We start from the raw sequence: 12,371 nt of genomic DNA on the forward strand, positions 1-12,371 counted from the left end.
CGAAATCTCACGTGTCGTTGCATGGTACGTCGATGCATGCCACGCCGCCTTGCGGCATCGCAAGGTCATCATCAGCGCACCGCGTCAGACACTGATGGCATGCGTCACACGGCCACCATCTACTACCGCCGTCGCATCCCAAATCCCACCACCCCAACCACGAGCAACACCACCGCGCTCCAGGGCGCGATGGCGCCGCCTCCGCCTCCGCCGCTGTCGGTTGCAGCCGGCACCGGTGCAGGCGTAGCCGTAGCGGCCGGGTTGGCAGCTGCCACCAGCGCGCCGTCGGCATCCAGCAACCCTGCGCCGCACTTGCCGACGTTCGCGCTGGCCGTGCAGAAGGTGTTGGCGGGATGGGGGCGTGCGGAGCTTTTCAGGCCGGCGGTGACCTGGGCTGGCGTCAGCGCGCCATTGACCGCGAACATCATCGACACCACGCCGGAGACCATCGGCGCGGCGAAGCTGGTGCCGGCGGAGTTGCTGATGACGAAGTTACCGGCTGTAGTCGTGCCGGAATTGCTCAGCGTGCGGATCAGCGACGAGCCGCCCGGCGTGGAGCAGGTGGGCGTGTTGCCGACCATCACCACGCGCGAGTTGCCGCAGCCGCCGCCCGGGGCGCTCAGGGCGACCTGCGGGCCGACGTTGGCGAAGCTGGCGTTCTCGCCATCGTTGGCGTGGGCGGTGACGGCGATGACGCCGGTGCAGTCGGCGGGGGCTTCCACGGCGCCGGCCGAATTGCCGGCTGCGGCCACGACCACCACGCCGGCGGCGTTCAGGTCGTTGACGGCCTGCTGTTCGATGGACGAGCAGCTGCCACCGCCCAGGCTGACGTTGACCACCTTGGCCGGCGTCGCGTTGGCCGGCACGCCGGGTACGGCGAGCCCGCCGGCCCAGCGCATGCCGTCAACCGTATCGGATAACAGCGCGCCGCAGCGGCCCGACACGCGCACCGGCTGGATCCGCGCGGCCCAGTCCACGCCGGCGATGCCCACGCCGTTGTTGGTCAGCGCGCCCAGCACGCTGGCCACGCGCGTGCCGTGCCACGTGCTGTTGGCCTGGCCGCTGCCGTCCTGGCAGGTCTGGCCGGCTGGCACGAAGTCGCCCGGATCGATCGGGTCGCTATCGCGGCCATCGCCGTCATTGGAGACGGTGGTGGTGCTGATGAAGTCGTAGCCCGGCACCAGCCGGTCGACCAGGTCGGGGTGGGGCAGGTAGCCGGTGTCGACCACGGCCACCACGATGCTGTTGCTGCCGCGCGAGCGGTCCCACGCGCGCGTGAGGTTGGCGGCGCCCACCACCTGGCTCGGCAGGCCCATGTAGGTCTGGTTGCCGGCGAATTCGGGGTCGTTGGGGATGGTGTCGTGCAGGCGCAGCCAGCGGTCGGGCACCGCATCGGCGATGCGCGGGTCCTGGCGCAGGCGCTTCGCCACCGTTTCGGGGTTGTCACCCTTGGTGTCGGTCACGCTCATCAGTTGCAGCGTGCCCGCCATCGGCCGCTTCACGCCGAGCGCCAGGCCGGTGTTGGCCTCCACGTTGCGCATCTGGGTGGGCGTGGCGGACTGGCTGCCATCCCGCCAGCGCACGATGTAGTTGCCCGTGTAGACCGGCGCGGCCCGCGCCCCGGTGGGGCCCTGCGCGGTCACCGGCAGGCTCCAGCATGCCGTCACGGCCAGCAGTGCGGCGGACAGCCCTTGGGCGGCGCGCAGGCCGCGCTTCAGCGTGTGGTGTGGCATCTACGACTCCTGGGGGCGTTGGTAGTGCGATGCGAACTGCTGAACAGCAACCTACAGGAAAACGGGCGCTTTATTGTGCTGGCATGTCCCGGCTGGTGGGCATGGTGCGATGCGGCTTGAGCGTGCGGTCCGACGTGGCCGATTCCACGCGCGGCGCGGCCTGCAGCGTGGCCACGGCCTGGTCCAGCGTGATGTCAGGCACGGCCGTGATGGCGGTGACCAGCCACACGCCGCCGGACATCGGTCGCTTCACCACGTACCGGACCGGGCCCTCGATCCCCGCCAGCAGCTTGCCGGCGTCCTCGGACACCGTCACCTCGGGCGGCGTGAACTTGACGAGGATATCGCCGATGGCGCGGTCGTCGGTGATGCTGCCGCGCGGCGGCGCGAACGATTTCGACTCCGACGCGCAGCCCGAGACGGCGCCCAGCGATGCCAGCGAGGCGGCGGCGACCAGCGCCATCGCCAGGACCTTGCGGCGGGGGCGGGGGCGGGGGTGTTGCGGGGACTGACCAGCGGTCATGGGGCGAAGCTCCTGAGATCTGTATCTATATATATAGCGGGATGCGGACGTGGCGACGGTGCGGGCTTCAGCCGGCGGCCCGGCGCGGGCGGCGCGAGCCCCCTTCGCGCGGCGCGGTGGTGGCCTGATTTGCAGCCTGGCTCGCGGCCAGCTCGGCGGCGCGCGCCCCCTGCGCCAGCATCTCCTGCGCGTGTTGCGTCGTCGTGGCGGTGACCGTGGCCCCGCCCAGCATGCGCGCGGTCTCGTTGACGCGGCCCTCGGCGTCGAGCACGCGGATTCTGGACCGCGTGACGGCGGCCCGGGCCTTCGTGGCGTCGGCCGTCTCCTTGCTGACCAGCAGGTGCGTGCCGGCCTGCGCTGCCACCTGCGGCAGGTGGGTCACGCAGAGCACCTGCCGCGCGCGACCGAGTTCCTGCAGGCGCCGGCCCACCACTTCGGCCACGGCGCCGCCGATGCCGGTATCCACCTCGTCGAAGATCAGCGTCGGCGTGGGCGCGGCCTCGCTCGTGATAACCGAGATGGCCAGGCTGATCCGGGCCAGTTCGCCGCCGGACGCCACCTTGGCCAGCGGGCGGGCCGTCACGCCGGCATGGCCGGCGACGAGGAATTCCACCTGCTCCAGCCCGTGGCTCTGGCCTTCGGCCTCGTCGAGCGGATTCAGTGCCACCACGAAGGTGCCGCCAGCCATCGACAAGCCCTGCATGGCGTCCGTGACGGCGCCGGACAGCGCCTTGGCGGCGGTCTTGCGCGCGGCGGAGAGGTGCCGCGCCAGCGTCAGGTAGGCGGCGCGTGCGGCGGCCTCGCGGGCCAGCACCTTGTTGATGTCCTGCGCGGCCTGCAGGTCGTCAAGCTGCTGGCGGCGGGCCAGCAGTTCGTCCGGCAACTGCTCCGGCGGCAGGCGGTACTTGCGCGCCGCCGTGTGCAGCGCCTGCATGCGCGCTTCCACGGCCTGCAGGCGTTCCGGATCGAGTTCGAGCCGATCGACGTAGCGCGTCAGCGAATGCGCGGCTTCCTCGACCTGCACCTGCGCCGGTTCCAGCGCGGCGAGCACGTCGCGCAGCGCGGGATCGACATCGGCCAGTTGCTGGATCCGGTGCACCACGCTGTTGAGCACGGACAGCACGGCGCCGTCGGCCTCTGACAGCGCCTCGAGCGCGGCGCGGCTGCCGTCGATCAGGCCGGCCGCGTGCGAGAGGCGGTTGTATTCGCCCTGGATCTCTTCCCATTCGCCCGCCTGGGGCGCCAGCTTGTCGAGTTCGCCCACCTGCCATTCCAGCCGCTCGCGCTCAAGCTGCATTTCGCGCGATTGCGACTCCACGGCCTCGCGCTGGCGCACGCAGGTGCGCCAGGCCCGCCACGCCTCCGCCACCGCGCCGGCCTGTTCGGTCAGGCCCGCGTGGGCGTCGAACAGGTGGCGCTGGGCGTCCGGCCGCAGCAGCAGCTGGTGGGCGTGCTGGCCGTGGATGTCCACCAGCTGGTCGCCCACCTCGCGCAGCTGGGTCAGCGTGGCCGCCGTGCCGTTGATGAACGCCTTGCTTCGGCCGCCCGCATCGACGGTGCGGCGCAGCAGCACGGTGCCTTCGCCGTCCAGGCCGGTCTCGTCGCCGGACAGTTCGCGCTCGGCCAGCCAGGCGTCGAGCGCCGCGTGCGTGCCGAAGGTGGCGCTGATGCTCGCACGGGTGCTGCCTTCGCGCACCACGCCGGCATCGGCGCGTTCGCCGAGCACCAGGGCCAGTGCATCGATCAGGATGGACTTGCCGGCGCCGGTCTCGCCGGTGAAGACGGTGAAGCCGGTGGTGAAGTCGAGGTCGAGCGTATCGACGATGACGAAATCGCGGATGGACAGGCTGCGGAGCATCGTGGCCTTGGGGGGAGTGGGGGCCGGCTCAGAGCCGGTTGTCCTCGGTCGGGTATTCGTGCCAGTGCAGCTTCTTGCGCAGCGTGGCGTAGTAGTTGTAGCCCACCGGATGCAACAGGGTCACGGTCTTGCTGGAGCGGCGCACGACGATCCGGTCGCCCTGCAGCAGCGAGGTCAGAGACTGCATGTCGAAATTGGCACTCGCGTCGCGCGCGGTGGCCACCTCGATCGTCACTTCCGCGTCGTGCGGCAGCACGATCGGGCGGTTGGACAGCGCGTGCGGGGCAATTGGCACCAGCACCAGCCCGGACAGCGTAGGATGCAGAATCGGCCCGCCGGCGGCCAGCGCGTAGGCGGTGGAACCGGTGGGCGTGGAGACGATCAGGCCGTCCGAACGCTGGTTGTACATGAAATAGCCGTCCACCGAGACGGCCAGCTCGACCATGCCGGAAATGCCCGAGCGGTTGACCACCACGTCGTTGAACGCCAGCGCGGAGAAGATCACGCTGTCGTCGCGGATCACGCGGGATTCCAGCAGCATGCGGGTCTCGGCTTCGTAGCGGCCAGCCAGCATCTCGGGCAGGGCGCGCGTCACGTCTTCAAGCGGGATGTCGGTCATGAAGCCCAGCCGGCCATGGTTCACGCCGATCAGCGGCACGTCGAGCCCGGCCAGCTGGCGGGCCAGGCCCAGCAGCGTGCCGTCGCCGCCGAGCACCACGGCCACGTCGGCCTCGCGCCCGATCTCGTCGGCGGAGAATACCGGGTAGCCGGAGAGGCCGGTGGCCTGTGCGGTCTCGCGCTCGAAGACCACGTCCTGGCCGTTGCGGGAGATGCAGGCGGCCAATTCCTCAAGCGGGCCCTCGATGCCGGCGGTCGAGTACCGGCCGACCAGGGCAACGGTCTGGAACGCGGCGCGGGGCGCGGCGGCGGGGGCGATGGCTGGGTTCTGGGGGGCAGACATGCCGGGATTAGACCATACCGTCATGACCATTGTCAGTAGCCGGGCACACGCCGGTGCGAAGCCCGCCCGAACCGGGGAAAGTTGTTTAAAATCGGGGCACTATGGACGAACGTTCGAAAACGCTTCTCAAGACCCTGATCGAGCGCTACATCGCCGAAGGCCAGCCCGTGGGCTCGCGCACCCTGTCCAAGTACTCGGGTCTCGATCTCTCGCCGGCGACCATCCGCAATGTCATGTCCGACCTCGAGGAAATGGGGTTCATCGCCAGCCCGCACACGTCGGCCGGCCGGATTCCCACGCCGCGCGGGTACCGGCTGTTCGTCGATTCGATGCTCACGGCGCGCCCGCTGGAGGGCGGCACGGTGGAGATGACGGCCGAACTGGCCGCGCTGACCGGCCAGATCCAGGGCCAGTTGGGCGGGCAGCAGCTGGGGCCGCAGCGGATGATTACCGCCGCCGCGCACACGCTGTCTAACCTCTCGCGCTTTGCCGGCGTGATCATGACGCCGCGCCGGGGCCAGTCGTTCCGCCAGGTGGAGTTCATGCGCCTGTCGGAGAAGCGCATCCTGCTGATCATCGTCAGCCCCGAGGGCGACGTCCAGAACCGCATTATCCAGACCGAACTGCCGTACACCCCCGCCCAGCTGATCGAGGCGGCCAATTTCTTCAATTCCCACTACGCCGGCATGAGTTTCGATGCCGTGCGCAGCCATTTGCGGGTGGAATTGCAGGATCTCCGCCGCGACATGTCAGCGCTGATGCAGGCCGCCGTGGAGGCCGGCAGCAGCGCCATGGCCGAGGACGACGACCAGGTGTTCATCTCCGGCGAGCGCAAGCTGCTCGAGGTGGAAGACCTGTCGTCCAGCATGGACAAGCTGCGCCGGCTGTTCGATGTCTTCGAACACAAGACCAACCTGCTGCAGTTGCTCGATGTCTCGAGCCACGCGCAGGGCGTACAGATCTTCATCGGGGGCGAAAGCCAGCTCGTGCCGCTCGAAGACATGGCCGTCATCACCGCACCCTATGGTGTCGATGGGCAGATCGTCGGCACGCTCGGCGTGATCGGCCCGACGCGGATGGCCTACGAACGGGTGATTCCGATCGTCGACATCACCGCGCGGCTGCTCTCGAGCGCGCTCTCCCAGAACTGATTGCTGCGCGCGGGCATGCCACGTGACAGCGCGCGCGTGGCGCCCGCCATTTCCGGAAACCCTATGACGTTCTCGGCAGAACCGGCTTACCAGCATGGCCAGGCGCCCCGCACGGCCATCCTGCTTATCAACCTCGGCACGCCGGATGCGCCCACGCCCAAGGCGGTGGGGCAGTATCTGCGCGCGTTCCTGTCCGACCCGCGCGTGGTCGAGATCCCGCGTCTGGCCTGGCTGCCGATCCTGCACGGGCTGATCCTGCCGTTCCGCTCGCGCGCATCGGCCATGAAGTACGAGTCGATCTGGCTGCGCGAGGCGCACATGACCGGCTCGCCGCTGCTGGTGTACACCGAGCGTCAGGCCCATGCGCTCCAACAGCACATGCACCGGCTTGGCCACGACGTGACCGTGGCCTGCGCCATGCGCTATGGCAATCCGTCGATCGCCTCGGTCATGGAAGCGCTGCGCCGGCAGGGCATGGAGCAAGTGCTGCTATTGCCACTTTATCCGCAGTTTTCGGGCACGACCACGGCCACCGCCTTCGACGAGGTCTTCCGCGTGCTGGCCGGCTGGCGCAATCAGCCGGAATTGCGACTGGTCAAGCACTTCCACGATCATCCCGCCTATATTTCCGCCCTGCAGCAGCAGGTGAGCGGCTTCTGGGCGCAGCACGGCATGCCTGACTTCGCCCGGGGCGACAAACTGATCCTGTCCTTCCATGGCTTGCCGCGCCGGCTGCTGGATCTGGGCGACCCCTACCACTGCGAATGCCTGAAGACCGGGCGGATGCTGGGCGAGGCGCTGGGTCTGCAGCCGGGCCAGTATCAAGTGACGTTTCAGTCTCGTTTTGGCAAGGCCGAATGGCTCCAGCCCTATACCGCGCCGACGCTGACCGAACTGGGCAAGGTCGGCACGCATCGCGTGGACGTGTTCTGCCCGGGCTTTCCGGCCGATTGCATCGAGACGCTCGAGGAAATCGCCATGGAAGGGCAGTCCGAATTCCGCGTGGCGGGCGGCCAGGAATTCCAATTCATTCCCTGCCTGAATGATGCGGACTACTGGATTGCCGGGCTGGCCGAGATCGCACTGCAGCATCTGCAGGGTTGGCCGCTGCGCCAGCCGCATCCGCACGAGCTGGAAGCGCGGCGCTCGCGGGCGCAGACCCGGGGCGCTGCGGCGTAAGGAATCAAGGAGTTAGACGATGGACGTGGACTTCGAGGCGGATGCCCGGCAACGCATCGACAAATGGCTGTGGTGCGCGCGCTTCTTCAAGACGCGCTCGCTGGCGGCGGAGGCCGTGGAGCGGGGCCGGGTGGAGGTCAACGGCCAGCCGGTCAAGAATTCACGCGAAGTGAAGCCCGGCGATGCCGTGATGATCCACGCGCACCAGCAGCGTTGGGAGATCGAGGTGAAGGGCGTGGCCGCCTCGCGCGGGCCGGCGCCCGTGGCGCAGTCGCTGTATGCCGAAGCCCCGGAAAGCCAGGCCCGGCGCCTGGAAGAGGCGGAACGGCGGCGCATGCAGCCCGAGCCGACGGCGCAGCTACAGGGCCGCCCGACCAAGCGCGACCGGCGCCGGATCGACGACTTCAGAAGTTAGGGATAGATTCAGCGGTTGTACGGGAAGTACGGAACGATGTAGTGCTTGAACACCGCCTTGCCGCTGCCATACTCGGTCTCACGCGGCGTGAATGCGCCGGAGGCGCAGATGAAGAGTGTCATCACCGACAGCGCGGCGAGCAGGCAAATCGTAACAACAGGCAGCTTGTGCATGGCGAACCTTCCGAAGGATGCACCAAAATGATTCACAGCGTGCTCCCGTTATTTTTGTCATTTTTCATTGATAGATATTAGTCATTGCGTTGCAGCAAAGCAATGAACACCAGATTGCATCAATCACAGCTTTGTAACCGCGTATTTCGGCGTCTCGCCCCCTTCACACTTGAAAAAACGGGGACCGGCGCCAACTGCGGCTAGACTTGCCGGTTTGGCATCCCGACCCACCCGACGGCCTGCGCCAGGCGGGCCGAGTTTTAGATTTGATACGGATCGACATGGAAGAACAGAACCAGACCCAGACGCCATCCCCAGCTTCGAGCGCGCCGCAGGCGGCGGACGATGCCCTGCGCGCCCAGCAGCCTGGCACGGACGCCCCGGCCGGCGATGAGGTGGCCCGCCTGACGCAACAGGTGGCCGACCTGGAGGCCAAGGCCAAGGAAAACTACGAGCTGTTCCTGCGCGCCACGGCAGAGGGCGAGAACATCCGCCGCCGGTCGCAGGAAGAGGTCAGCAAGGCACACAAGTTCGCGATCGAGAACTTCGCCGACAACCTCGTGCCGGTGATGGACAGCCTCCAGGCTGCTCTGGCCGACAACACCGGCGATCTCAAGAAGCTGCGCGAAGGCGTGGAGCTGACCGCCCGCCAGCTGGCCGCCGCCTTCGAGCGCGGCAAGATTGTCGAGCTGAACCCGGTGGGCGAGAAGTTCGACCCGCATCGTCACCAGGCGATCTCGATGGTGCCGTCCGAGCAGGAGCCCAACACCGTGGTGAACGTGCTCCAGCGTGGCTACATGATTGCCGAGCGCGTGCTGCGCCCGGCACTGGTGACGGTCTCGGCGCCGCGCTAAGCCGTCGCACTGAACCGCCGCGCAAGCCTGAAACCCCAAGCCTGACCCAACGCCCGGTGCCTGAATGCCCGGGCGTTGTTGTTTCCAGGAACCTGCGATGTCAGACGATCAATCCTCCCATCCCGATCATCCCGCCCACCTCGATCACCGCGCCTTCGACGCCTTCGCCATGCAGGCCGTCGATGGGAGCACCATCGACGCGGCCATCGCCGCCGCCGGCGACGACCTGGTCTGCGTGTTCTTCTGGGGCGCGGACTGCTTCAACTGCGAGATGGCCAAGAAGGCGATGCTCGCCAACCCGGACCCGATCCGCGCGCTGAACCTGCGCTGGCTGCACGCCAACGTCTACGAACACCCTGAGCTGGGCAAGCGTTTCGGCCTGCACGGCATTCCGGTGTTCATGTTCTTCCAGCGGGGCAAGAAGCTGGGCCGCGCCACGGGCTGGCACGGCCACGGCCAGTTTGCGGCCGCCGTGGGCAACGCGCGGCTCAAGGCCGAGGGCAAGCCGCTGGCCGGCTGATCAGCGCGACAGCGCGTAGCCGATGCGGAACTGCCACGGCGTCTTCTGGTTGTAGTCGAGCAGGCTCTCGCCGTAGCCGTAGAAGTAGCCAGCCATCAGGTAGCCGGCCGTGCCCGGCAGCAGCCGCGCGAGCGGGTAGGTGAGCTGCGCGTCTACGCTGCCATAGCCCTTGCGCGTGCCCTTGCGCAGCGTGGCGGCAAATTCCCACGAATCGGGTCGGCCGTAGGCCACCAGCAGGTCCATGTAGCCGCGATAGTGCGCGATGTCCTCGTTGTCGCTCTTGCCGACGTAGCCGTAGACCTTGGGCGCCACGCGCCAGTGCCAGTCGGTCTGGTCGCCGAAATATATCGTCGGCTTCAGGAACAGCGTGTTGATGCTGCGCGACTGGTCGCCATCGCGCCCGTTCGATTCGTGCTCGAAACCGGTGGCCAGCGAGAGCCGGCTGATCACACGGTTCTTCACGCCCGTATCGGACAGGTAGTAATAGAGGCTGGGCCGGTAGTTGGTGTCGCGGAACGGCCGGGACTCGTCGCTCAGGTCCCATAGCGAGAACTGCGTGTAGGCGAAGTACAGGTTGTCCAGCACGCGCTTCGAGTTCGGGTTCTCGCCCTCGAAAATGCGGTACTTGAAGCTGATCTGGAACTTGGCGTTGGCGCCGTTGTGCGCACCGAACATCAGGTACATCGGCTCATTGAACGAGAGGCGCTGGCCATCGCGCAGGTCGGCCGGCGAGGGCCCCGGCGTGCCGCCGTTGGCGGCCGTGACGATCGGCGTGACGGGTACCGTGGCGGCTGGCGTGGCTCCCTCATGCTGGGAGGTGCCGGGGGCGGCGGCCAGGTCCTTGTGCTCCGTCGAGGCAGCGCCCGGGGCCACGGCCGCCACAGCCGGCGCGGCGGGGACTTCGCCCGGTAGCGGCGCGCGGTTCAGCGTGACGACTACCGGCGCGGCGTCGATGCCGGCCACGTCGAGCCGCACCTGGCCGCGCATGCCGTCCGGCCAGTCGGCGGCATAGGTGATGGTGCGGATGTCGCCGTGGCGCAGGTTCAGTACGGACGGGCCGCCGCCGGTGCGCTTCATCTCGATCCGCACGGGCGCGGCGAGGTCGCCGGTGGCGCTCACCTGGAGCGTTTCGGGCACCGCGTAGCGTCGCATCGACTGGTCGGCGCTGACCAGCAGCGTGAGCGTGAAGGGCCGTGTCCCGTCGATGACGCGCGGCGGCTGCAGCAGCGATACGGCGGCGTGCGCGGAAACCGGGCCCAACAGAGCGAACGAAATAAGCGCCGCGCTGCCGAAGCCGGCGCGGCGAGGCACGGAGAGAGACATGGATGCGTGCGCGTCGCGTCGGAGCAGGGTCCGCGGACACGTCAGAGTTTGGGATGCCCAACAGCCTAACACGTGGCTCGCGGGCATCTTGTGACGAATTGTTGGTGTGAAAAGTGCTGGATAAGGCCAGTCAGCCGGCGGCGCGGCGGCGGATGTTGTCCACGTAGGCCTGGCCATCCGGCGGCATGCCGGTGCGCTGTGCGTTCCAGAGCATTTCACCGAGGCATTCCATGATCTGGTGCTGGGCCTCGTGCGGCGAATCGAGTCGGCGCGAAAGTGCCTCGTACGCCGCGCGGATACCGGGCGGCTGGTCGATCGACACCTGTTCGGAGATCGACAGGTGCATCGCCAGATGCAGGAACGGATTGGTCTGGCCGCCCTCGGGCGTGTAGTCGCGCGTCAGCGCGCCTTCGGTGTCGGTCAGCAGCGGCTGGTATTCGGGATGCTCGTCGATCCAGTCGACGGCCATCACTTCGAGCGGGGTGAGGACATTGCCCGCCACCCGCTTCTGCCACGCTTCGCAGAAGAACCGGCGGACTTCTTCTCTTGAGGGATTGAACATGATGGGCGGTATTGTAAACGAGGCCCCCGAACGCTGCCGGCCGCCCGCCGCGCGCAAGTAGAATGCGGGCTTCCTGGTTCCCGCTTCCTGCTCCTTGCGCCACCCATGACCGCTTCCGCCACCCTCGGCCAGGCCCGCCACACGCTCGCCGGCGTGCTGATGATTGCGCTGTCCGCCAGCGCCTTTGGGGCCATGGCGATCTTCGCGCGCTACGCCTATGCCGCCGGCGCGGACGTCTATGGTCTGCTGGCGGTGCGCTTCGTGCTTGCCGCCATCGCGATGGCCGTGGTCATGCGTACGCGCGGCATCCGCCTGCCGCCGTGGCGGCGCGTGCTGGCGCTGGCGGCGATGGGCGGCATCGGCTACGTCAGCCAGTCCTATTGCTTCTTCACCGCGCTGAACTACGCACAGGCCAGCCTCGTGGCGCTGCTGCTCTATCTCTATCCACTGTTCGTGACCATCCTTGCGGCCATCTTTCTCAAGGAGCGGCTGACCAACGCGGCGGTGATCGCGCTGGTGCTGTGCTCGGTGGGCGCCGGCCTGACGGTGGGCGGCGGGGAGGGCAGCCCGCTCGGCATCGCGCTGGGCGTGGCAGCGGCGGTGATCTACTCGATCTATATCGTGGTGGGCGCGCGTGTAACGGCCGGCGTCAACGCCATCGCCACCACGACGGTCATCTGCACGGCGGCGGCGCTGGTCTATGTGACGGTGGGCATCCTGCGCACCAGCGCCGGCGTGCCGCCGCAGTTTCCGGGCGACGCGGGCGGCTGGCTCGCCTTGATCGCCATCGCGCTGGTCTCCACGGTGCTGGCCATCCTGACCTTCTTCGCGGGCTTGCAGCGGCTGGGGGCTTCCAGGGCGTCGATGCTGTCCACGCTGGAGCCGGTGGTGACGGTGCTGCTGGCGGCGATGTTGCTGGGAGAGCACATCGGCGCCACGCAGGCCATCGGCGGCGGGCTGATCCTGGCCGGGGTACTGTGGCTCACGCGCCGCGCCAGCGGCACGCCGGAGGTTGACGCCCGGTCGGACGCCAAGTCGGACGCCAAGTCGGACGTCTAGTCAAACGCCGCCGTCGACGAAAGGATTTGAGGGACATCGTGAAAGCCGTTGTTGGGCTTT

General features: G+C 68.1%; 13 protein-coding genes. 6 read left to right on the forward strand and 7 right to left on the reverse strand.

What is annotated here, in order from left to right; genetic code table 11:
• Positions 1-122: 122 nt before the first annotated feature.
• From mprA to AB4120_RS06310, 4 genes are all read right to left on the reverse strand, one after another.
• Positions 123-1,733 carry an MprA protease, GlyGly-CTERM protein-sorting domain-containing form gene (gene mprA, locus AB4120_RS06295; protein WP_149136358.1) on the reverse strand — a complete coding sequence of 537 codons (1,611 nt, stop codon included), beginning with the start codon at positions 1,731-1,733 and terminating at the stop codon, positions 123-125.
• Between the two features lie 70 nt (positions 1,734-1,803).
• Entirely contained in the window at positions 1,804-2,256 is a 453-nt protein-coding gene (locus AB4120_RS06300; protein ID WP_441642028.1) for a hypothetical protein, read from the reverse strand.
• A gap of 67 nt (positions 2,257-2,323) precedes the next feature.
• On the reverse strand, positions 2,324-4,114 hold the full coding sequence (gene recN / locus AB4120_RS06305) for a DNA repair protein RecN (RefSeq protein WP_149136356.1): 1,791 nt from the start codon (positions 4,112-4,114) through the stop codon (positions 2,324-2,326).
• Between the two features lie 28 nt (positions 4,115-4,142).
• A complete protein-coding gene (locus AB4120_RS06310) occupies positions 4,143-5,075 on the reverse strand; it encodes an NAD kinase (RefSeq protein WP_441642029.1) in 933 nt (310 codons plus the stop codon).
• A gap of 101 nt (positions 5,076-5,176) precedes the next feature.
• Here AB4120_RS06310 and hrcA point away from each other — a divergent pair, with 101 nt between their 5' ends.
• From hrcA to AB4120_RS06325, 3 genes are all read left to right on the forward strand, one after another.
• On the forward strand, positions 5,177-6,226 hold the full coding sequence (gene hrcA / locus AB4120_RS06315) for a heat-inducible transcriptional repressor HrcA (protein ID WP_149136354.1): 1,050 nt from the start codon (positions 5,177-5,179) through the stop codon (positions 6,224-6,226).
• 63 nt (positions 6,227-6,289) lie between these two features.
• Positions 6,290-7,405 carry a ferrochelatase gene (hemH, locus tag AB4120_RS06320; RefSeq protein ID WP_149136353.1) on the forward strand — a complete coding sequence of 372 codons (1,116 nt, stop codon included), beginning with the start codon at positions 6,290-6,292 and terminating at the stop codon, positions 7,403-7,405.
• A 19-nt stretch (positions 7,406-7,424) separates the two neighbouring features.
• Positions 7,425-7,820: an RNA-binding S4 domain-containing protein gene (locus AB4120_RS06325; protein ID WP_441642030.1), complete on the forward strand. Its 396-nt coding sequence runs from the start codon at positions 7,425-7,427 to the stop codon at positions 7,818-7,820.
• A gap of 8 nt (positions 7,821-7,828) precedes the next feature.
• Here AB4120_RS06325 and AB4120_RS06330 read toward each other — a convergent pair whose 3' ends face one another.
• A complete protein-coding gene (locus tag AB4120_RS06330; RefSeq protein WP_187645079.1) occupies positions 7,829-7,993 on the reverse strand; it encodes a hypothetical protein in 165 nt (54 codons plus the stop codon).
• Positions 7,994-8,274: 281 nt separating this feature from the next.
• Here AB4120_RS06330 and grpE point away from each other — a divergent pair, with 281 nt between their 5' ends.
• Positions 8,275-8,847: a nucleotide exchange factor GrpE gene (gene grpE, locus AB4120_RS06335; protein ID WP_149136351.1), complete on the forward strand. Its 573-nt coding sequence runs from the start codon at positions 8,275-8,277 to the stop codon at positions 8,845-8,847.
• A gap of 97 nt (positions 8,848-8,944) precedes the next feature.
• Positions 8,945-9,367: a thioredoxin family protein gene (locus AB4120_RS06340; protein ID WP_149136350.1), complete on the forward strand. Its 423-nt coding sequence runs from the start codon at positions 8,945-8,947 to the stop codon at positions 9,365-9,367.
• Here the strand turns inward: AB4120_RS06340 and AB4120_RS06345 are convergent, their stop codons facing one another.
• Positions 9,368-10,690, reverse strand: a complete 1,323-nt coding sequence (locus tag AB4120_RS06345) for a phospholipase A (RefSeq protein WP_441642031.1) — start codon at positions 10,688-10,690, stop codon at positions 9,368-9,370.
• A 130-nt stretch (positions 10,691-10,820) separates the two neighbouring features.
• Positions 10,821-11,252, reverse strand: coding sequence for a DUF1841 family protein (locus AB4120_RS06350; RefSeq protein WP_149136348.1), 432 nt, complete (start codon positions 11,250-11,252; stop codon positions 10,821-10,823).
• A 105-nt stretch (positions 11,253-11,357) separates the two neighbouring features.
• On the opposite strand from AB4120_RS06350, the gene AB4120_RS06355 reads away from it, so the two are divergent.
• Positions 11,358-12,311 carry a DMT family transporter gene (locus tag AB4120_RS06355; protein WP_149136347.1) on the forward strand — a complete coding sequence of 318 codons (954 nt, stop codon included), beginning with the start codon at positions 11,358-11,360 and terminating at the stop codon, positions 12,309-12,311.
• Positions 12,312-12,371 lie beyond the last annotated feature (60 nt).

This window comes from Cupriavidus sp. 2KB_3 (genome assembly GCF_052115685.1).
Classification (GTDB): domain Bacteria; phylum Pseudomonadota; class Gammaproteobacteria; order Burkholderiales; family Burkholderiaceae; genus Cupriavidus; species Cupriavidus campinensis.